Origin of the sequence: Liquorilactobacillus hordei DSM 19519, from assembly GCF_019443985.1 — a bacterium.
In the GTDB taxonomy this organism is placed as follows: domain Bacteria; phylum Bacillota; class Bacilli; order Lactobacillales; family Lactobacillaceae; genus Liquorilactobacillus; species Liquorilactobacillus hordei.
Genome location: NZ_CP049303.1, coordinates 1,833,393 through 1,853,570, shown reverse-complemented (window position 1 = coordinate 1,853,570; position 20,178 = coordinate 1,833,393). Strand labels below are relative to the sequence as shown.

Below are 20,178 nucleotides of genomic sequence, written 5' to 3'. Positions count from 1 at the left end.
ATGGTTGAATTCAGAAAAATGACGATCAATGATTATGAACAGGTATTTGCTTTATGGGAGAGAACACCTGGAATGAATCTTCAGTCATTGAATAACACACGGGTAGGAATTAAGAGTGTAATTGATCGTAATTCCAATTTTTGTTTTGTTGCTGAAGAACAAGGAATAATAATTGCAACGATTTTAGGGGCAACCGATGGTAGAAAAGGTTATTTTTATCATGTTGCAGTTGCTGAAAATTATCAACGGCAACAAATTGGCAAAAAACTAATTCTAAGAGTTTTAGAAGAATTTAAGCTGAATAATATAGAAAAAGTTGGTTTGTTCACAGTCAAGGATAATATTGAAGGACAGAAGTTCTGGAAGCATTTAGGTTTTAAAGAACGTTCTGATATCAAATATATGGATTTGGATTTATAGTTATAGCAGGGGTCGTACAAAAAATTAAACTTTGATTCAATTTCGCTAATTATTCCGTATAAACATGTCCCATAAGTTAAAACTTGAGTACTAACTTCGAAAAAAGAAGAAATAATCTAAATTAAAAAAATATCTTCCATATTAAACTTTATGTTTAACGTGGAGGATATTTTTATTAGTTTTTTTAGGAAATTTAAAGGAACGTTCTTATTAATGTCTTTTTTTGAGAGCTCCTATTACTGCTGGAATCAGTGAAACAACGATGATTCCAATAACTACTAGTGAGAAATGTTCTTTAACAAACGGAATATTCCCGAAGAAGTATCCAGATCCGCAGCATAAGACCATCCATGCTGTTGCTCCTAATATGTTATAGCGGAAAAATTTGTTGTAAGGCATATGACTACTACCAGCAACAAAAGGAGACATTGTTCTAATGATTGGCATGAAACGAGCTAATGAAATTGCAACACCACCATGTTTCTCAAAAAACGCGCGCGTGTGCTCAAGGTTTTCTTCTTTAATAAATCTCCCTAGAAAAGAATTCTTATTTATGGAATTGCCTATTTTGTGTCCAATGAAGAAATTAAGTGAGTCTCCAAGAATAGGTGCTATCCAAAACAGCAAGACAAATATCCAGATATTTAGATGATAGGTAGAATTAGCTGCAAGAGCACATGCCGCGAAAAGCAGCGAATCACCAGGTAAGAATGGTAGTATTACGGCACCTGTCTCAACAAAGATTATTGTGAATAAAATAAGATAGGTCCAGTTGCCAAAGGTATTAACAATTGTTATAAGATGGGTATCAATGTGTAAAATAAAATCAATTAAAAAACTCATAAGTTACTCCTTGCTATTTATTAGTTTAGTTCTGGAAAGTTTTTAATAAGCTGCGTACTATGAGCAGCTTGTCGAATATCGGGATGAATTTTATTCATTGCACTGTTAACGGCAATAGGTGCTTCACCAAAACCGGTTGCAATTAGATTAACTCGTCCAGGATATTCAATTGTATCACCGATAGCATAAATTCCAGGGATGGATGTCTCCATATCGGTTTTTACTTTAATTAGATTGTGGTCAGTCTCAATATTCCAAGACTTCAGAGTTTTATTATTAGAAACAAAACCATAATTTACTAGAAGAAAGTCAGCAAGTAACTCTTTTTTCTCATCAGTTTTGACTTTCTTAATAGTAATTTTGATTTTATCGTCAGCAGAATCTAAAGCGCTGATTAGATAGGGTGTTTCGAAATTTGTATTTGATTTTCTTAAGTGCTCAATACTACTTTCAAGCGCTCTAAACTTATCTCTTCGGTGAATTATGCTAACAGACTTAGCAATGGTTTGTATTTCAAGTGCCCAATCTACTGCTGAATCACCACCTCCAGCAATAACAACGTCCTTACCTCGAAATTCTTGAAGATCTTTTACAAAATACCGCAGTTGTTTATTTTCATATTTTTCCGCATTTTCAACAGCTAATCTTCGTGGCTGAAAGGCACCCACCCCTGTTGCGATAATGATTGTGCGTGAATAAGTTTTTTTCTTTGTAGTAGTAATTGAAAAGCCTAAATCAGTTTTAGTAATATTTTGAACAGTTTCATTAAAAAAAATATCAGGTTTAAATTGATTATTTTGGTCTAGGAGATTGCTAATTAACTGATCTCCCTTAATAACACTGAATCCAGGAATATCGTATAACTTTTTTGCTGGAAACAATGCACTTACTTGCCCTCCAAGTTGATCTAAACTCTCGATTAATTGTATTTTAGCTTGCCGCATGCGAGCATATGTTGCTGCAAAAATTCCGATAGGACCACCGCCAATGATGGTAATATCATAGTAATTTTCGTTTTCCATTGTAATGCTCCTTTCAATTATGTACACTAAGATACATTAGCATAATTAGTTTGCAAAATAAATTAAATTGGAAAATATTTAATATTTCGATAAAATGAATTATGTAAAAAAAGGAGGAATTAGGAATGTTTCCACAATTAGAAGAAAATAAGACAAATCCAAAGGTTACAATGAAGACTAATCATGGTGAGATTGTAATTGAACTTTTTCCAGAAAAAGCTCCCAAAACAGTTGAAAATTTTCTCAAGCTTGCACAAAAAGGTTATTATGAAGGTGTTATTTTTCACCGAGTAATAGAAGATTTTATGATTCAAGGAGGAGATCCTACAGGTACAGGAATGGGCGGTCAAAGTATTTGGGATAAGTCTTTTGAAGATGAATTTTCGAATGAACTTTTCAATTTAAGAGGAGCATTGTCAATGGCAAATGCTGGCCCTAATACTAATGGAAGCCAGTTTTTCATTGTTCAAAATAAGAACTTACCTAATCAAATGATTGAGCAGATGCAACAAGCTGGATATCCTTCTGAGATAGTGGAAGAGTATCAAAAAGGCGGAACCCCATGGTTGGATCATCATCATACTGTTTTTGGACAAGTACGGTCGGGACTGGATGTAGTTGATGAAATTGCCAATGTTGCAAGTGTCCAAGATAAACCTGTTGAAGATGTAATAATTAACAAGATTATTACTGAATAGTTTTTTTATAAGAGGTGACAGTAATGGAATATAAAATTGGATCAATTGTTGAGGGCAAGATAACGGGAATACAGGCATATGGGGCCTTTGTTGCGCTTGATACTCATACGCAAGGCTTGATACACATTTCAGAATGTCATCATGGTTTTATTTCGGATATTCATCGTTATCTAAAAGTTAATCAAACTGTTAAGGCAATGATTATTGATATTGATGAATATACTAGGAAAATAAGCTTATCAATAAGATGCATAAAGGAACCACCTGTCAATATAACTGATGAGCATATTAGATGTGAGCACAAACATTACTGGACAAATTATAAAGTTAATGAAGGGTTTAAACCAATAGAACTTCGGTTAAATGGCTGGATTAACGATGGATTGCACGATATAGAAAATGAATTGAAAAAAAAATAAAATAATACTTGACGATTAATGAATAAATTGATATTATATTTCTTGTTGGTCATCAGTAATTGTTGTGAGATCGGAAATAGTTACTGGTTTTCAAAAATGGATGTTATTGGATATTTATTCATTTTTTTACTTTTTACAACAAAAAGTTGTTGACAAACATCTGATAATCAAGTATCATAAAATAGTTACGTTAAGCAATTATGTAGACCTTTGAAAACTGAACAAAGTTTCGACAAATCAAATGTGTAGGGTCTCTTGTTTAGTACAAGAGCAAACATTTGCGAAGTCAATTCGCTAGTAAACAAGTAATTAAAGAGTCACAAACTTTTAAAATGAGAGTTTGATCCTGGCTCAGGACGAACGCTGGCGGCGTGCCTAATACATGCAAGTCGAACGCAAAACTTTCACCGAATGCTTGCATTCACGAAAGTTTTGAGTGGCGAACGGGTGAGTAACACGTGGGTAACCTGCCCAGAAGAGGGGGATAACACTTGGAAACAGGTGCTAATACCGCATAATAACAAAAACCGCATGGTTTTTGTTTGAAAGATGGTTTTGCTATCACTTCTGGATGGACCCGCGGCGTATTAGCTAGTTGGTAAGGTAAAGGCTTACCAAGGCAATGATACGTAGCCGAACTGAGAGGTTGATCGGCCACATTGGGACTGAGACACGGCCCAAACTCCTACGGGAGGCAGCAGTAGGGAATCTTCCACAATGGACGAAAGTCTGATGGAGCAACGCCGCGTGAGTGAAGAAGGTTTTCGGATCGTAAAACTCTGTTGTTAGAGAAGAACGCGTGTGAGAGTAACTGCTCATGCAGTGACGGTATCTAACCAGAAAGCCACGGCTAACTACGTGCCAGCAGCCGCGGTAATACGTAGGTGGCAAGCGTTGTCCGGATTTATTGGGCGTAAAGGGAACGCAGGCGGTTTTTTAAGTCTGATGTGAAAGCCTTCGGCTTAACCGAAGTCATGCATTGGAAACTGAAAGACTTGAGTGCAGAAGAGGAGAGTGGAACTCCATGTGTAGCGGTGAAATGCGTAGATATATGGAAGAACACCAGTGGCGAAAGCGGCTCTCTGGTCTGTAACTGACGCTGAGGTTCGAAAGTGTGGGTAGCAAACAGGATTAGATACCCTGGTAGTCCACACCGTAAACGATGAATGCTAAGTGTTGGAGGGTTTCCGCCCTTCGGTGCTGCAGCTAACGCATTAAGCATTCCGCCTGGGGAGTACGACCGCAAGGTTGAAACTCAAAGGAATTGACGGGGGCCCGCACAAGCGGTGGAGCATGTGGTTTAATTCGAAGCAACGCGAAGAACCTTACCAGGTCTTGACATCTTCTGACAACCTAAGAGATTAGGTGTTCCCTTCGGGGACAGAATGACAGGTGGTGCATGGTTGTCGTCAGCTCGTGTCGTGAGATGTTGGGTTAAGTCCCGCAACGAGCGCAACCCTTATTACTAGTTGCCAGCATTTAGTTGGGCACTCTAGTGAGACTGCCGGTGACAAACCGGAGGAAGGTGGGGATGACGTCAAATCATCATGCCCCTTATGACCTGGGCTACACACGTGCTACAATGGACGGTACAACGAGTCGCGAAACCGCGAGGTTTAGCTAATCTCTTAAAGCCGTTCTCAGTTCGGATTGTAGGCTGCAACTCGCCTACATGAAGTCGGAATCGCTAGTAATCGCGGATCAGCATGCCGCGGTGAATACGTTCCCGGGCCTTGTACACACCGCCCGTCACACCATGAGAGTTTGTAACACCCAAAGCCGGTGAGGTAACCATTTATGGAGCCAGCCGTCTAAGGTGGGACAGATGATTGGGGTGAAGTCGTAACAAGGTAGCCGTAGGAGAACCTGCGGCTGGATCACCTCCTTTCTAAGGATATAACGGAAACCTACACACGATTGTTGAAACTTTGTTTAGTTTTGAGAGGTCTACTCTCAATTTGTTCTTTGAAAACTAGATAATATTTTTCTAAAATAATTAACAAACCGAGAACACCGCGTTTTAAAGAGTTTAAAACAAGAAAAATCTTGAACGCTAAACTCATAACCGCTTTACCGTAGGTAAAGATAGGTTAAGTTATTAAGGGCGCATGGTGAATGCCTTGGCACTAGGAGCCGATGAAGGACGGGACTAACTCCGATATGCTCCGGGGAGCTGTAAGTAAGCTATGATCCGGAGATTTCCGAATGGGGAAACCCAATAGTTTTTATCGACTATTACTACTGGTTGAATACATAGACCAGTTAGAGGAAGACGCAGGGAACTGAAACATCTAAGTACCTGCAGGAAGAGAAAGAAAAATCGATTCCCTAAGTAGCGGCGAGCGAACGGGGAACAGCCCAAACCAAGAAGCTTGCTTTTTGGGGTTGTAGGACTGAATATTTGAGTTACCAAAGAATGTTATAATCGAATGATTTGGGAAGATCAGCGAAAAAAGGTGAAAGCCCTGTAGATGAAATGACATTCTCTCAATTCAGTATCCTGAGTACGGCGGAACACGTGAAATTCCGTCGGAATCCGGGAGGACCATCTCCCAAGGCTAAATACTCCCTAGTGACCGATAGTGAACCAGTACCGTGAGGGAAAGGTGAAAAGCACCCCGGAAGGGGAGTGAAATAGTTCCTGAAACCATGTGCCTACAAGTAGTTAGAGCCCGTTAATGGGTGATAGCGTGCCTTTTGTAGAATGAACCGGCGAGTTACGTTTGCATGCAAGGTTAAGTCGGAAATGACGGAGCCGTAGCGAAAGCGAGTCTGAATAGGGCGTATCAGTATGTAGACGTAGACCCGAAACCAAGTGACCTACCCATGTCCAGGTTGAAGGTGCGGTAAAACGCACTGGAGGACCGAACTCATGTATGTTGAAAAATGCTGAGATGAGGTGTGGGTAGCGGAGAAATTCCAAACGAACTTGGAGATAGCTGGTTCTCTCCGAAATAGCTTTAGGGCTAGCCTCGGAAAGAAAGGATCGTGGAGGTAGAGCACTGTTTGGACTAGGGGCCCATCTAGGGTTACTGAATTCAGATAAACTCCGAATGCCATCGATCTATATCCGGGAGTCAGACTGCGAGTGATAAGATCCGTAGTCGAAAGGGAAACAGCCCAGACCACCAATTAAGGTCCCTAAATATATGTTAAGTGGAAAAGGATGTGGAGTTGCATAGACAACTAGGATGTTGGCTCAGAAGCAGCCACCATTTAAAGAGTGCGTAATAGCTCACTAGTCGAGTGACCCTGCGCCGAAAATGTACCGGGGCTAAACATATTACCGAAATTGTGGATGCAACCGTAAGGTTGCGTGGTAGGAGAGCGTTCTAAGGGCGAAGAAGCTAGACCGGAAGGACTGGTGGAGCGCTTAGAAGTGAGAATGCCGGTATGAGTAGCGAAAGACAGGTGAGAATCCTGTCCACCGAATGACTAAGGTTTCCTGGGGAAGGCTCGTCCTCCCAGGGTTAGTCGGGACCTAAGCTGAGGCCGAGAGGCGTAGGCGATGGATAACAGGTAGAGATTCCTGTACTAGTTATTATTGTTTGAACGATGGAGGGACGCAGGAGGCTAAGTATGCACACTGATGGATATGTGTGTCCAAGCAACGAGTTTGTAAGTGAGTCAAATGCTTACTTATAAGGACGAGTTGTGATGGGAAGCGAAATTATAGTAGCGAAGATACTGATGTCACACTGCCGAGAAAAGCTTCTAGTTAGATAATAACTACCCGTACCGCAAACCGACACAGGTAGTCGAGGAGAGAATCCTAAGGTGAGCGAGAGAACTCTCGTTAAGGAACTCGGCAAAATGACCCCGTAACTTCGGGAGAAGGGGTGCTGAACGCAAGTTCAGCCGCAGTGAATAGGCCCAAACGACTGTTTATCAAAAACACAGGTTTCTGCAAAATCGTAAGATGACGTATAGGGGCTGACGCCTGCCCGGTGCTGGAAGGTTAAGAGGATGGGTTAGCTTCGGCGAAGCTCAGAATTGAAGCCCCAGTAAACGGCGGCCGTAACTATAACGGTCCTAAGGTAGCGAAATTCCTTGTCGGGTAAGTTCCGACCCGCACGAAAGGCGTAACGATTTGGGCACTGTCTCAACGAGAGACTCGGTGAAATTATATTACCCGTGAAGATGCGGGTTACCCGCGACAGGACGGAAAGACCCCATGGAGCTTTACTGTAGCTTGATATTGGGTGTTTGTACAACTTGTACAGGATAGGTAGGAGCCATAGAAATCGGGACGCTAGTCTCGATGGAGGCATTGGTGGGATACTACCCTCGTTGTATGAACACTCTAACCCTCACCAATAAACGTGGTGGGAGACAGTGTCAGGTGGGCAGTTTGACTGGGGCGGTCGCCTCCTAAAAGGTAACGGAGGCGCCCAAAGGTTCCCTCAGAATGGTTGGAAATCATTCGCAGAGTGTAAAGGCACAAGGGAGCTTGACTGCGAGACCTACAAGTCGAGCAGGGACGAAAGTCGGGCTTAGTGATCCGGTGGTTCCGCATGGAAGGGCCATCGCTCAACGGATAAAAGCTACCCTGGGGATAACAGGCTTATCTCCCCCAAGAGTCCACATCGACGGGGAGGTTTGGCACCTCGATGTCGGCTCATCGCATCCTGGGGCTGTAGTCGGTCCCAAGGGTTGGGCTGTTCGCCCATTAAAGCGGTACGCGAGCTGGGTTCAGAACGTCGTGAGACAGTTCGGTCCCTATCCGTCGCGGGCGTAGGAAATTTGAGAGGATCTGTCCTTAGTACGAGAGGACCGGGATGGACACACCGCTGGTGTACCAGTTGTTCCGCCAGGAGCATCGCTGGGTAGCTATGTGTGGATGAGATAAACGCTGAAAGCATCTAAGTGCGAAACTCACCTCGAGATAAGATTTCCCATTCCTTCGGGAAGTAAGACCCCTGAGAGAAGATCAGGTAGATAGGTTGGAAGTGGAAGTACAGTGATGTATGGAGCGGACCAAAACTAATCGGTCGAGGACTTAACCAAAGAAAGAAATGCGGACGGTAGTTGATTAAGGAAGAGAAATATTAGCTAGTTTTGAGAGAACAAAGTTTTCTCAAGTAAAAGAGTGCGGTGATGATGGCAAGAAGGATACACCTGTTCCCATGTCGAACACAGAAGTTAAGCTTCTTAGCGCCGATAGTAGTTGGGGGATCGCCCCCTGCGAGGATAGGTCGTTGCCGTGCAAATATGGAGGATTAGCTCAGTTGGGAGAGCGTCTGCCTTACAAGCAGAGGGTCACAGGTTCGAGCCCTGTATCCTCCATCTTGAGTCGTTAGCTCAGTCGGTAGAGCATCTGACTTTTAATCAGAGGGTCGACAGTTCGAGCCTGTCACGACTCATAATGTTAATTTAATTGTTGACATTATGACCAAAAAATGGTAATATAATATGGTCGTTGTAACATGAAAATGTTTAGTTTGCCGACTTAGCTCAGTTGGTAGAGCATCTGATTTGTAATCAGAGGGTCGGGCGTTCGAATCGTCTAGTCGGCACCATTTTTATGCGGAAGTAGTTCAGTGGTAGAACATCACCTTGCCAAGGTGGGGGTCGCGGGTTCGAATCCCGTCTTCCGCTTGTCATAGTTCTTGCCGGGGTGGCGGAACTGGCAGACGCACAGGACTTAAAATCCTGCGGTAAGTGATTACCGTACCGGTTCGATTCCGGTCCTCGGCATTAAGTTTTATTATTATGCACCCATAGCGCAATTGGATAGAGTGTCTGACTACGAATCAGAAGGTTGTAGGTTCGACTCCTACTGGGTGCATTAATCGGGAAGTAGCTCAGCTTGGTAGAGCACCTGGTTTGGGACCAGGGGGTCGCAGGTTCGAATCCTGTCTTCCCGATAAGATAGATATTTTGTTTGTCTTAATCGCGGCGTAGCTCAGCTGGCTAGAGCGTCCGGTTCATACCCGGGAGGTCAGGGGTTCGATCCCCTTCACCGCGATATGCATTTTTATAGAACTTGGACCTTTAGCTCAGTTGGTTAGAGCAGACGGCTCATAACCGTCCGGTCGTAGGTTCGAGTCCTACAAGGTCCATTGTGCTAAAGTGTTTGTATATTGGATTTTTGTTTTTATTATGGAGGATTACCCAAGTCTGGCTGAAGGGAACGGTCTTGAAAACCGTCAGGTGGGTAAAACCACGCAAGAGTTCGAATCTCTTATCCTCCTTTTTTAATATCGCGGGATGGAGCAGTCTGGTAGCTCGTCGGGCTCATAACCCGAAGGTCGTAGGTTCAAATCCTGCTCCCGCAATTGGTCCTATAGTGTAGGGGTCTATCACGCCTGCCTGTCACGCAGGAGATCGTCGGTTCAAATCCGTCTAGGACCGTGATACAATTATTATTAAATAGAATAGTTTATGGCTCGGTAGCTCAGTTGGTAGAGCAATGGATTGAAGCTCCATGTGTCGGCAGTTCGATTCTGTCCCGCGCCATAAGATTTATGCGGGTGTAGTTTAGTGGTAAAACCACAGCCTTCCAAGCTGTTGTCGCGAGTTCGATTCTCGTCACCCGCTTATTATATTTTCATGGAGAAGTACTCAAGTGGCTGAAGAGGCGCCCCTGCTAAGGGTGTAGGTCGCGAAAGCGGCGCGAGGGTTCAAATCCCTCCTTCTCCGTTTTTTTGACCCGTTGGTCAAGTGGTTAAGACACCGCCCTTTCACGGCGGTATCATGGGTTCAAATCCCGTACGGGTCATTTTAATATCGCGGGATGGAGCAGTCTGGTAGCTCGTCGGGCTCATAACCCGAAGGTCGTAGGTTCAAATCCTGCTCCCGCAATTGGTCCTATGGTGTAGGGGTTTATCACGCCTGCCTGTCACGCAGGAGATCGTCGGTTCGAATCCGTCTAGGACCGTGAATAATATTTATTAATGTAGAAGTCTTCTCTAAAGAGAAGGCTTTTTTTGATGATGGTTGAAAGAAAATAGCCATTAAAATAATAATTGTGATAGAATGATAAATGTTACAGCATATTCCCGAAAGGATTCAGTAATGTGAAGCTGCCTTGTAACCAAAAATATTGTAATGGGGGAATTATTGTGTCAGAAAGACATTTGTTTACTTCAGAATCAGTTTCAGAAGGCCATCCTGATAAGATAGCCGATCAAATAAGTGATGCTATTTTAGATGCTTTGCTTGAAAAGGATCCAAATTCGCGTGTTGCCTGCGAAACGACAGTTACAACAGGCTTGGTAGTAGTTGTAGGAGAGGTATCAACAACAGCTTATATTGATATTCAAAAAGTTGTTCGTGAAACTATCAAGAAAATTGGATACACTGGTGGTAAGTATGGCTTTGATGGTGATAATTGTGCAGTTATGACTGCTATTGATGAACAGTCACCTGATATCGCACAAGGAGTCGATGCATCATTGGAAACAAGGAATGGTGATGTTGACCCATTAGATCAAATTGGAGCAGGTGATCAAGGCATGATGTTTGGTTATGCCATTGATGAAACACCAGAACTAATGCCACTTCCTATTTCACTAAGTCATCGCCTAATGCGAAAAATTGCAGAAATTCGTAAAGATAGAATTTTGGATTATTTGGGCCCTGATGCAAAAGCACAAGTCACAGTGGAATACGATGAAGAAAATGTGCCTGTCAGAGTTGATACCGTTGTCGTTTCAACTCAGCATACTGACAATGTAAGTCTAGAAACTATTAGAACAGATGTAATTGAAAAAGTAATAAAAACTGTTATTCCAAGTGAATTACTTGATGATGAAACAAAATATTTTGTTAATCCTACTGGACGTTTTGTGATTGGTGGACCACAAGGTGATGCAGGTTTGACTGGGCGTAAGATTATCGTAGACACATATGGTGGTTATGCTCATCATGGTGGTGGTGCTTTTTCTGGTAAAGACGCTACTAAGGTTGATCGATCCGCTAGTTATGCGGCACGTTATATTGCTAAGAACATTGTAGCTGCTAAGATAGCTTCACAGGTTGAAGTTCAGTTAGCTTATGCTATTGGTGTCGCTCAACCAGTTTCAGTTTCTGTAAATACTTATGGAACTTCAAAGGTAGAAGATAGTTTGCTTGTTAAGGCGATTAGAGATGTTTTTGATTTGCGTCCTGCGGGTATTATTGAAATGTTGGATTTAAAGCGACCAATTTATGAACAAACAGCTGCATATGGTCACTTTGGTCGTACTGATATTGACCTACCTTGGGAAAAAACAGATAAGGTAGAAGCACTAAAAGCTAAACTAAATATCTAATGTGAATCTGTCTTGATTTTTAATATTTTGTTTGATAGAATTGACTAAATATTATTGTGTTGAGAAGGATTAGTAGTTATTTTTCTTGTTCAAGAGAGTGCGTGGTTGGTGTTAACGCATACTAGGGAGATAGTGAACTCACCTTTGAATTTCTTGTTGAATGAATGATTTTTTAGTAGGCAAGAACGGTACTTCCCGTTATGAGATTAAGTGTCGGCATTCTCAATTGCCGGAAATTAGGTGGTACCGCGATTGCATTCGTCCTATACAGAACTCTGTTTGAGTTTGTGTAGGACTTTTTGTTTTAAAAAATAAAAAAGGATGGTTTTCAAATTGGCATATAATCATAAAGAAATTGAAAAAAAATGGCAACATTATTGGGAAGAACATAAAACCTTTAAAACAACAGAGGATGAGTCTAAGGCTAATTATTATGCTTTGGATATGTTCCCTTATCCTTCTGGTCAAGGACTGCATGTTGGACACCCTGAGGGATATACAGCAACAGATATTATTGCCAGAATGAAAAGGATGCAAGGGTTTAATGTTCTCCATCCAATGGGTTGGGATGCATTTGGATTACCAGCAGAACAATATGCGTTAAATACAGGCCATTCACCAAAGGAATTTACAAAAGAGAATATTAACAATTTTAGAAGACAAATTAAATCATTAGGATTGTCTTATGATTGGGAACGAGAAATTAATACTACAGATCCTTCATACTATAAATGGACACAATGGATTTTTGAAAAACTTTATGAAAAAGGTCTAGCCTATGAAGATGAGGTTGCAGTTAATTGGAGTCCTGATCTAGGAACTGTAGTTGCTAACGAAGAAGTGATTGATGGCAAAACAGAACGTGGCGGATTTCCAGTAATTCGCAAACCTATGAGACAATGGGTTTTAAAAATTACAGCATATGCAGACCGTTTAATTGAAGACTTAGATGATCTTGATTGGCCAGAGAATATTAAAGAACAACAACGCAATTGGATTGGTCGCTCAATTGGTGCGAGCATCAAATTTAAAGTTGCAGGATTTGATAATCAGCAAATTGAAGTTTTCTCAACTAGACCAGATACTATTTTTGGTGCTTCTGCAATGGTTCTTGCGCCAGAGCTAGAACTAGTTAAAGAGATAACGACACCAGAATATAAAGACGCTGTTGACGCGTATATCGAAGAGGTTGCACATAAATCTGATTTAGAGAGAACTGATTTAGCCAAAGGGAAGACTGGTGTCTTTACTGGTGCCTATGTAATTAATCCGGTAAACGGCAAAAAAGTTCAGGTCTGGATTGCGGATTATGTTTTAGCTTCATATGGAACTGGAGCAGTTATGGTTGTTCCAGCACATGATGATCGAGATTATGAATTTGCTTCTAAATTTGGATTACCGATTATCCCAGTAATTGAAGGTGGAGATATTTCAAAAGAAGCATATACGGGCGATGGAGTTCATATAAACTCAGATTTTCTGAATGGGTTAGATAAAAAGCAAGCCATTGATAAGATTACTGACTGGATGCGTGAAAAAAAAGTTGGAGATAAGAAAGTAAACTATCGTCTGCGTGATTGGTTATTCTCAAGACAACGTTATTGGGGAGAGCCAATTCCTGTTATTCACTGGGAAGATGGTGAAACAACGCTGGTACCTGAAGACGAGCTTCCTTTACGTTTACCTAAGGCAACTGATATTAAACCATCTGGGACAGGTGAAAGTCCTTTGGCTAATCTAGATGACTGGGTAAATGTAGTTGATAAAAATGGAAGAAAAGGTCATCGTGAAACAAATACAATGCCACAATGGGCAGGGAGTTCATGGTATTTCTTGCGTTATGTGGATCCACATAATCAAGGAAGAGTTGCCGATCCTGCTAAATTAGAAAAATGGATGCCAGTCGATTTATATGTGGGTGGAGCTGAACATGCCGTTTTACATTTACTTTATGCACGGTTCTGGCATAAATTCTTGTATGATATTGGTGTAGTTCCAACCAAAGAACCATTCCAAAAATTAGTTAACCAAGGGATGATTTTGGGCGACAATCATGAGAAAATGTCAAAATCAAAGGGTAACGTTGTAAATCCTGATGATATCGTTGTCGAATATGGTGCAGATACTCTCAGACTTTACGAGATGTTTATGGGACCACTAGATGCATCAATTGCATGGAGTACCGAAGGATTGAATGGTGCAAATAAGTTTATTAATAGAATTTGGCGTTTAATCGTTGATGAAAATAATCATTTAAGAGATCGTATTACGACTTTAAATGACAATAAACTTGATTTTATCTATAATCAAACAGTAAAAAAAGTTACTGAAGACTATGCTGCACTTCATTTTAATACTGCAATTTCACAGTTAATGGTTTTCGTTAATGAAGCATATAAAGTTGATGCATTACCACTAGACTATATTGAAGGTTTTGTAAAAATGATTTCACCAATTGTGCCACATATCGCAGAAGAATTATGGACAAAACTTGGACATGTAGGCTCGATCACATATGAAAAATGGCCAACTTTTGATGAAAGCAAATTAGTTGAAGATACTGTTGAAGTTGTTTTACAGGTAAATGGTAAGGTTCGGCAGCATTTAAATGTATCAAAACAAGTTTCAAAAGATGATTTGAAGAAAATAGCATTAGAAGACGAGAAAATAAAAAAAGAAATTACTGAAAAAGATATTGTGAGAGTTATTGTAGTTCCAGGAAAATTAGTAAATATTGTTGTGAAATAATAGAAAAAAGTTGTGGCAGGGCGTAATTATGTCACAGCTTTTTTTGTTATGTTAAGTGAATTAGTTATCATTGATTAAATTATTATAACTAACGTTGCAACTGTAATGAAATCAGTATAAAATAACAGAGTGATTTAGGAAAAGGTAGGCAAGTAAATGGCAAATAGGTCACTTAACGAATCAGATTATTTTAAGGCTGAGAGTGAGAAAATTCTAAAGAAGAAAAATGAAACTGCAAAAGCAAAAATGCTACGCGGTTCAGCTTGGATGACAATGGGAAGTATTTTCTCCAGAATATTAGGTGCACTTTATATTATTCCATGGTATGCGTGGTTTGGTAAAGATAACTTAGCAGCTAATAACTTATATACACAGGGATATACTGTATATAGTGTCTTTTTAATGATTTCCATTGCTGGAATTCCATCTGCTGTTTCTAAGCAAATATCCAATTATAATGGTCAAAATGAATATGCATTAGGCCAAAGACTATACAAAAAATTATTGTTAATAATGCTAGGATTAGGTATTATCTCAGCAATTATAATGTGGTTTGTTGCACCATTTTTATCACAGAACGATAAGAACGTTATTCCTGTATATCGTTCGCTTGCAATTGCCTTAACGATTATCCCAACAATGAGTTTAACTAGAGGTTTCTTTCAGGGGTATCAGGACATGTTTCCATCTGCGATGTCACAGTTGGTTGAACAAATTGCAAGAATTATATATATGCTGGGAACTACATTTATAATTATGAAGATTATCCACGGAAGTTATGTTTCTGGGGTGGTTCAATCGACATTTGCCGCTTTTATAGGTGCAATTGCAGGGCTGTTATTTCTGGCATGGTTTTATTTTAAGAAAAAAGATGAATTTGCTATATTAGCAGAGCAGAGTGCAAATAAGCTGGATATTTCAGATGCACAAGTGATAAAGACTCTGTTGATGGAAGCAATTCCTTTTGTTGTTATCAGTATTTCAACCACCGTATACAATTTAATTGATCAATTTACTTTTAAGCAAACTATGTTGCATTTTACTAATTATGGGGTAACTGCAATCAATGATCTGTATACAATTTTTGCTGGTAACTCAAATAAGTTGATAATGATTATTATTTCCTTAGCTTCAGCAATGGCTGCTACGGCAATTCCGCTGCTTGCGCAGGCATATTCAAAGCACAATAACGAGCAGACTGCAGTTCAATTAGCTGATGCTGTTGAATTGTTCTTCTTTGTGATGTTACCTTGTTCTTTAGGAATGGCTGCAGTAGCTAAACCATTGTATGTTGTCTTCTATCAGTATAATTTTACAGGGGTATATGTATTGAGCTTCTCTGCCTATATAGCCCTACCAATAGGATTATTTATGGTTTTAGCTTCTTTACTACAAGGCGTTTATCAGAATATGAAGGCAATTAAATTTTTCTTAATTGGATTGCTAATTAAGGTTGTATTGCAAGTTCCACTGATCTTGCTTTTTCGTCCATTTGGACCACTGATGGCGACTGGTGTGGGAATGACAATCTCAAGTTGCTTGATGCTCAGATATTTTTATTACAGTTTACAAGTTGATATGCGTAAAATTATCGGAAGATTTAATCAATTACTACTATTTTCACTAATTGTGTTCGTTGTAGCACTTGGTGTAATTCAGTTAAGTGATCTATTCTTGAATCTCCAGTACCGGATAACAGCATTTATAATATTAATGTGTGCGGTATTTGCTGGTGGATTAACCTATGTATATTTAACTTTAAAAACAAGAGTTGCTGATAAAATAGTGGGGAGTCGAGCTGCAGTACTAAGATCGAAGTTGAGAATAAAATGAGACTTGATAAATTTGTTGCTGATTCAAATGGAATAACACGATCACAGGCAAAAAAACTAATTAAAGATGGGCTGATTTCTGTAAATCAGAAAATTATTAAACAAACAAAATTTCAAATCGATGTAAATTTGGACAATGTACAAGTAAATAAGATGTCGATAGCATACCAAGAGTACAGGTATTATATGATGAATAAGCCCAAAGATGTAGTTTCAGCTACTAGGGATAATTCTCAAAAAACAGTTATAGATTTGGTTGCAAAAATAAATCAAAAAGGTTTATTTCCGGTAGGAAGACTAGATAAAGATACAACAGGATTATTAATTTTGACGAATGACGGTGAGTTTGCACACAAGCTCTTGGCACCCAAAAAACATGTTTCAAAAATCTATCGAGCACTGGTGGCAGGGGAGATCACAGCTGATACGATTCAAATCTTTGCAACTGGGATTACATTGAAAAATGGTGAAACGACAAAGCCGGCATTGTTAAAAATACTGACTGTTGACAGTGAAAAAAACGAAGCAGAGATAGAAATAACTATTACTGAAGGAAAATATCATCAGATTAAGCGAATGTTTGGGGCAGTTTCAATGAAGGTTTTGGAACTAAAAAGAATTCAAATGGGAAACTTGAAGCTTGATGATAAGATTAAAGCTGGAAAGTATCGTGAATTGACCTTGGATGAGTTGCGATGTTTAAAAGAAGCAATTCGTTAGTTTTGGTGATTGCTCTAAATCTGATCTACAGAGATATTCTACAATGAGTGTATATTTGAACTAATATTGAGAGAAAAAGAAACAGAAGTTAATGTATACTTGCTGTTTCTTTTTTGAATTGTTATTTATTATGAGGTGCAACCCAACGTTTCATAAACACTTGAATGTCTGCAATGATATCAGTAGGCAAAACGACGTATTTCTCTTTACTAATTTCATCCGCAATTGCACTATGAGCATAAACTGCTGCATCGACTACATACTCATAATTTTTTAGTTTAAACTGGGCAAGAAACCCTGCAATAATGCCAGCAAGTGTATCACCCATACCTCCAGTTGCCATGTATGGCCCCCCAATTGCTAACTGAGAAATTGAGCCATCTCGATGATAAATGGTGGTATGATTTTTTTTCAAAACAACTGTGGCCTGGAGTTGTTGCTGATATAGTGTGTTTTTTATATCATCTTGTTCAGAAATTTTAAGGCCACTTAGTCGCTGCCATTCCATTTGATGAGGTGTGAAAATTGGATGTAACTTTTTGAGAAGAGGAAAAAATTCATGATGGTCTGCAATTATTGTAATTGCAGAGCCATCGATAATTAGTTGTTGTTGTGGAATGGCGTGTTGCAAAATAGTTTGTAAAATTCTTATGGCGTTTTCATCAACTCCAAGGCCTGGTCCAACAAGAATAATATCTGCACTGCTGATTGCATCAATTAACTTGTATTCAGAATCAAAAGGAATAAACATTGCCTCGGGAACAATAGTGTGAAGTGCGGTTAAGTTGTCTAATGAAGTAGCACAAGTTGATAATCCTGCACCACTATGAATAATTGCTGAAGTTGCCATGATTATTGCACCGCCAAATTGAGTGTTACCGCCGACGGTCAATACTCGTCCATAACTGCCTTTATGGCTTTCAGCTGGTCTAGCAGTAATGATTTGACTTAAGATATTTTTATTAAGCACATGCATAATCGAATTCTCCTCTGAAAAGAAATATTAATATCATTATACAGCAAATCATTTTTTTGTTTGTATTATTTAATAATGATATCTGGATATCCTATGATAAAATTAGTCTATAGTATAGATTACAAGGAGGAGAAGCAATGCAAGTAGATTGGCAAAAAGAAATTGATAAAAGAAAAGAAGCATTATTAACTGACTTAACTGAAATGTTAAAAATCGAGAGTGTGCGAGATGAAAAAAGAGGATCAAAAAATGCACCGTTTGGTCCTGGACCAAGGGAAGCATTGGATAAGTTTTTAGAAATTGGGAATCGTGATGGATTTGAAGTACTTAATTTGGATGGAATTGTAGGCCATCTTGAATATGGAACTGGTGCTGAAACAATGGGGATTTTAGCTCATGTTGATGTAATGCCAGCTGGAAAAGGGTGGGATACTGATCCTTTTAGCCCAGTCATTAAGGGCGGTAAATTATTTGCAAGAGGTTCTTCGGATGATAAGGGTCCAGGGATGGCTGCATACTATGGCTTAAAACTTATCAAGGAGCTTAACTTACCAATTAGAAAAAAAGTTCGTATGATTATCGGAACAGATGAAGAAAGTGGCTGGAGATGTATGACACATTATTTTGAGAAAATGCCACTACCTGATTTTGGATTTTCACCAGATGCATTCTTCCCTTTGATCAATGGTGAAAAAGGAAATGTCAGTTTTAATGTTGATTTTCAAGGTGGAAACGGCGCAAATGCAAAACTACTGGACTTCTCTGCAGGCTTACGTGAAAATATGGTTCCACGTGATGCAACTGCTCATATCAGTGGAATTGAGCTAAAGAAAGTTAAGGAGCTGCTTAATAAATTTGCAGATGATAAACCAATTGAGGTTGAGGCTGTAGAAGAAGATGAAAGAATCGCAATATCCGTTATAGGAAAAGCAGCCCATGCTCAAGAGCCAAAAAATGGTGAAAATGCAGGAACATATCTTGCATTGTTTTTAAAACAAATCGAATTAGGGGCAGGTGCTAAACAGTTTATTGATTTTGCAGCTGATTATCTGCATGAAGATTCGCGGATGGATAATTTCGACTTACACTTTACTGATGAAATTATGGGTGATCTAACTATGAATGCAGGAATTTTTAACTTTGCAGCTGCTCAAGGTGGTCGAGTAACCTTAAATTTCCGTTTTCCAAAAGGTATCGGTGCAAGTCAGATTGAAGAGGCATTAATCAAGGTGGCTGATAAGCTGGGTGCACAAATTAATGCAACAGGTAAAATGCAAGAACCACACTATGTTTCGCCAGAAGATCCATTAGTTAAAACCTTGTTGAGTGTCTACGAACGTCAAACAGGCAATAAGGGATATGGAATGGTTGTTGGAGGTGGAACTTATGGCCGTTTGATGGAACGAGGAGTCGCTTTTGGAGCTATGTTCCCAGGAACCCCAGATACGATGCATCAAGCAAATGAATATATGGTAGTTGAAGATATTCTGAAAGCAGCTGCAATATATGCTGAGGCAATCTATGAATTAATAAAATAAAAGATTGGTTGGAGTTAACACTTAGTTTTCATGTTTTTTGAATTACTACTAGATAAGGGGTAAACTTAGAGTATAAAAAGGGGGATTTGGCATGCAAAAAGAATTTATGCATGAAATTGAATCGAACATTTTGGACGAAGATGATACAACAAAGACTTTTTCTGTACCTAGCAAAAGAGAAAATTTAGTAATCAAAGTAGATAAAGAAGTCCTTTCTAAGTTGGAAAATGACTTGAAATTTGAGAGAATGTTAAAAAATTTGCTTAAGATGAGTTCAAAAAACACAAAAAAAGAGGTAGTAAATATAACAAAACGTAATTATCGAATTTTTCTTTAATAATGTTATAGTTACCATGATTTATACCTCAGAATCACTATGATTCAACTAAAGTTAATATAGTTTGTGGGAAGGAGGATATTTGATGTTTTTGACAACTGGAGAAATAAATCGAGCACATATGATAGTCGGAATTGTTAATGCAACGGTTAAACGGACATTAACACCAGATGAAATTGATGATGTTGACAATTTTGATGACTTATATGAAAAAGTTAAGACAAAATTAATTGAGCGTACAGTTGCCAGAGATGGTGATGGAATTGTGGCTGTTCATTTTGTCCCAGAAATAGTTAGTGTAGGTGTGGGGCCAAAATATATAATCTTACATGGATATGGGACTGCAATTAGCTTTCCTAAAAAATAATTG

Annotated in this window: 13 protein-coding genes, 18 tRNA genes, 3 rRNA genes, 1 riboswitch and 1 other annotated feature; of the genes, 31 read left to right on the top strand and 3 right to left on the bottom strand. The window is 39.4% G+C overall.

Going from position 1 to position 20,178, the window contains the following annotated elements:
• Window positions 1-420 carry a GNAT family N-acetyltransferase gene (locus tag G6O70_RS10305; protein ID WP_057870180.1) on the top strand — a complete coding sequence of 140 codons (420 nt, stop codon included), beginning with the start codon at window positions 1-3 and terminating at the stop codon, window positions 418-420.
• A gap of 210 nt (window positions 421-630) precedes the next feature.
• Here G6O70_RS10305 and G6O70_RS10300 read toward each other — a convergent pair whose 3' ends face one another.
• Window positions 631-1,263 carry a VTT domain-containing protein gene (locus tag G6O70_RS10300; protein WP_057870181.1) on the bottom strand — a complete coding sequence of 211 codons (633 nt, stop codon included), beginning with the start codon at window positions 1,261-1,263 and terminating at the stop codon, window positions 631-633.
• Between the two features lie 20 nt (window positions 1,264-1,283).
• Window positions 1,284-2,285, bottom strand: coding sequence for an NAD(P)/FAD-dependent oxidoreductase (locus tag G6O70_RS10295; RefSeq protein WP_057870182.1), 1,002 nt, complete (start codon window positions 2,283-2,285; stop codon window positions 1,284-1,286).
• A gap of 125 nt (window positions 2,286-2,410) precedes the next feature.
• Between G6O70_RS10295 and G6O70_RS10290 the strand changes: the two genes are divergently transcribed.
• The 27 genes from G6O70_RS10290 (at window position 2,411) to G6O70_RS10160 (ending at window position 16,957) form a co-directional block, all read left to right on the top strand.
• Complete coding sequence (locus G6O70_RS10290) at window positions 2,411-2,983, top strand: peptidylprolyl isomerase (protein WP_057870183.1); 573 nt, start codon at window positions 2,411-2,413, stop codon at window positions 2,981-2,983.
• 23 nt (window positions 2,984-3,006) lie between these two features.
• On the top strand, window positions 3,007-3,402 hold the full coding sequence (locus G6O70_RS10285) for a CvfD/Ygs/GSP13 family RNA-binding post-transcriptional regulator (protein ID WP_057870184.1): 396 nt from the start codon (window positions 3,007-3,009) through the stop codon (window positions 3,400-3,402).
• Between the two features lie 328 nt (window positions 3,403-3,730).
• Window positions 3,731-5,290: ribosomal RNA gene (locus G6O70_RS10280) — 16S ribosomal RNA — on the top strand.
• A gap of 200 nt (window positions 5,291-5,490) precedes the next feature.
• Window positions 5,491-8,409: ribosomal RNA gene (locus tag G6O70_RS10275) — 23S ribosomal RNA — on the top strand.
• A gap of 83 nt (window positions 8,410-8,492) precedes the next feature.
• Window positions 8,493-8,609, top strand: a 5S ribosomal RNA gene (gene rrf / locus G6O70_RS10270).
• The 16S, 23S and 5S rRNA genes sit together here with 18 tRNA genes alongside, the layout of an rRNA operon.
• Before the next feature lie 6 nt (window positions 8,610-8,615).
• Window positions 8,616-8,688: transfer RNA gene (locus tag G6O70_RS10265), tRNA-Val, on the top strand.
• A 4-nt stretch (window positions 8,689-8,692) separates the two neighbouring features.
• Window positions 8,693-8,765: transfer RNA gene (locus G6O70_RS10260), tRNA-Lys, on the top strand.
• Window positions 8,766-8,845: 80 nt separating this feature from the next.
• Window positions 8,846-8,921: transfer RNA gene (locus tag G6O70_RS10255), tRNA-Thr, on the top strand.
• Between the two features lie 7 nt (window positions 8,922-8,928).
• Window positions 8,929-9,000 (top strand) — tRNA-Gly (locus tag G6O70_RS10250).
• Between the two features lie 13 nt (window positions 9,001-9,013).
• Window positions 9,014-9,099 (top strand) — tRNA-Leu (locus G6O70_RS10245).
• Between the two features lie 17 nt (window positions 9,100-9,116).
• Window positions 9,117-9,190, top strand: a tRNA-Arg gene (locus G6O70_RS10240).
• Between the two features lie 5 nt (window positions 9,191-9,195).
• Window positions 9,196-9,269: transfer RNA gene (locus G6O70_RS10235), tRNA-Pro, on the top strand.
• Window positions 9,270-9,296: 27 nt separating this feature from the next.
• A tRNA-Met gene (locus G6O70_RS10230) sits at window positions 9,297-9,370 on the top strand.
• 20 nt (window positions 9,371-9,390) lie between these two features.
• Window positions 9,391-9,464, top strand: a tRNA-Ile gene (locus tag G6O70_RS10225).
• A gap of 42 nt (window positions 9,465-9,506) precedes the next feature.
• Window positions 9,507-9,596 (top strand) — tRNA-Ser (locus G6O70_RS10220).
• Between the two features lie 10 nt (window positions 9,597-9,606).
• A tRNA-Met gene (locus G6O70_RS10215) sits at window positions 9,607-9,680 on the top strand.
• Between the two features lie 2 nt (window positions 9,681-9,682).
• Window positions 9,683-9,756: transfer RNA gene (locus G6O70_RS10210), tRNA-Asp, on the top strand.
• A 32-nt stretch (window positions 9,757-9,788) separates the two neighbouring features.
• Window positions 9,789-9,861, top strand: a tRNA-Phe gene (locus G6O70_RS10205).
• A gap of 10 nt (window positions 9,862-9,871) precedes the next feature.
• Window positions 9,872-9,942, top strand: a tRNA-Gly gene (locus tag G6O70_RS10200).
• Between the two features lie 14 nt (window positions 9,943-9,956).
• Window positions 9,957-10,044, top strand: a tRNA-Ser gene (locus tag G6O70_RS10195).
• A gap of 7 nt (window positions 10,045-10,051) precedes the next feature.
• Window positions 10,052-10,123: transfer RNA gene (locus G6O70_RS10190), tRNA-Glu, on the top strand.
• Window positions 10,124-10,132: 9 nt separating this feature from the next.
• Window positions 10,133-10,206: transfer RNA gene (locus G6O70_RS10185), tRNA-Met, on the top strand.
• A 2-nt stretch (window positions 10,207-10,208) separates the two neighbouring features.
• Window positions 10,209-10,282, top strand: a tRNA-Asp gene (locus G6O70_RS10180).
• Between the two features lie 103 nt (window positions 10,283-10,385).
• Window positions 10,386-10,469, top strand: a riboswitch (SMK box riboswitch).
• Window positions 10,467-11,657 carry a methionine adenosyltransferase gene (metK, locus tag G6O70_RS10175; RefSeq protein ID WP_057869416.1) on the top strand — a complete coding sequence of 397 codons (1,191 nt, stop codon included), beginning with the start codon at window positions 10,467-10,469 and terminating at the stop codon, window positions 11,655-11,657. Its footprint overlaps the riboswitch before it by 3 nt.
• 50 nt (window positions 11,658-11,707) lie before the next feature.
• Window positions 11,708-11,926 (top strand) — a binding site (T-box leader).
• A 64-nt stretch (window positions 11,927-11,990) separates the two neighbouring features.
• Window positions 11,991-14,405 (top strand): leucine--tRNA ligase, encoded by a 2,415-nt coding sequence (gene leuS, locus G6O70_RS10170; protein ID WP_057869415.1) that lies wholly within the window; start codon window positions 11,991-11,993, stop codon window positions 14,403-14,405.
• Window positions 14,406-14,561: 156 nt separating this feature from the next.
• Window positions 14,562-16,238: a putative polysaccharide biosynthesis protein gene (locus tag G6O70_RS10165; RefSeq protein ID WP_057869414.1), complete on the top strand. Its 1,677-nt coding sequence runs from the start codon at window positions 14,562-14,564 to the stop codon at window positions 16,236-16,238.
• Window positions 16,235-16,957, top strand: coding sequence for a pseudouridine synthase (locus G6O70_RS10160; protein WP_057869413.1), 723 nt, complete (start codon window positions 16,235-16,237; stop codon window positions 16,955-16,957). The genes G6O70_RS10165 and G6O70_RS10160 overlap by 4 nt, the downstream gene beginning before the upstream one ends.
• Before the next feature lie 121 nt (window positions 16,958-17,078).
• Here G6O70_RS10160 and G6O70_RS10155 read toward each other — a convergent pair whose 3' ends face one another.
• On the bottom strand, window positions 17,079-17,933 hold the full coding sequence (locus G6O70_RS10155; RefSeq protein WP_057869412.1) for an NAD(P)H-hydrate dehydratase: 855 nt from the start codon (window positions 17,931-17,933) through the stop codon (window positions 17,079-17,081).
• Between the two features lie 137 nt (window positions 17,934-18,070).
• Between G6O70_RS10155 and pepV the strand changes: the two genes are divergently transcribed.
• From pepV to G6O70_RS10140, 3 genes are all read left to right on the top strand, one after another.
• A complete protein-coding gene (pepV, locus tag G6O70_RS10150; protein WP_057869411.1) occupies window positions 18,071-19,471 on the top strand; it encodes a dipeptidase PepV in 1,401 nt (466 codons plus the stop codon).
• A 91-nt stretch (window positions 19,472-19,562) separates the two neighbouring features.
• A complete protein-coding gene (locus tag G6O70_RS10145; protein WP_057869410.1) occupies window positions 19,563-19,808 on the top strand; it encodes a hypothetical protein in 246 nt (81 codons plus the stop codon).
• Window positions 19,809-19,893: 85 nt separating this feature from the next.
• Window positions 19,894-20,175 (top strand): hypothetical protein, encoded by a 282-nt coding sequence (locus tag G6O70_RS10140; protein WP_057869409.1) that lies wholly within the window; start codon window positions 19,894-19,896, stop codon window positions 20,173-20,175.
• Window positions 20,176-20,178: the final 3 nt, after the last annotated feature.

Coding starts and splice junctions, on each gene's coding strand:
- G6O70_RS10155 (WP_057869412.1), bottom strand. CDS start 17,933: ATGCATGTGCTTAATAAAAATATCTTAAGTCAAATCATTACTGCTAGA.
- G6O70_RS10285 (WP_057870184.1), top strand. CDS start 3,007: ATGGAATATAAAATTGGATCAATTGTTGAGGGCAAGATAACGGGAATA.
- G6O70_RS10140 (WP_057869409.1), top strand. CDS start 19,894: ATGTTTTTGACAACTGGAGAAATAAATCGAGCACATATGATAGTCGGA.
- G6O70_RS10160 (WP_057869413.1), top strand. CDS start 16,235: ATGAGACTTGATAAATTTGTTGCTGATTCAAATGGAATAACACGATCA.
- G6O70_RS10145 (WP_057869410.1), top strand. CDS start 19,563: ATGCAAAAAGAATTTATGCATGAAATTGAATCGAACATTTTGGACGAA.
- pepV (WP_057869411.1), top strand. CDS start 18,071: ATGCAAGTAGATTGGCAAAAAGAAATTGATAAAAGAAAAGAAGCATTA.
- G6O70_RS10290 (WP_057870183.1), top strand. CDS start 2,411: ATGTTTCCACAATTAGAAGAAAATAAGACAAATCCAAAGGTTACAATG.
- G6O70_RS10300 (WP_057870181.1), bottom strand. CDS start 1,263: ATGAGTTTTTTAATTGATTTTATTTTACACATTGATACCCATCTTATA.
- G6O70_RS10165 (WP_057869414.1), top strand. CDS start 14,562: ATGGCAAATAGGTCACTTAACGAATCAGATTATTTTAAGGCTGAGAGT.
- G6O70_RS10295 (WP_057870182.1), bottom strand. CDS start 2,285: ATGGAAAACGAAAATTACTATGATATTACCATCATTGGCGGTGGTCCT.
- G6O70_RS10305 (WP_057870180.1), top strand. CDS start 1: ATGGTTGAATTCAGAAAAATGACGATCAATGATTATGAACAGGTATTT.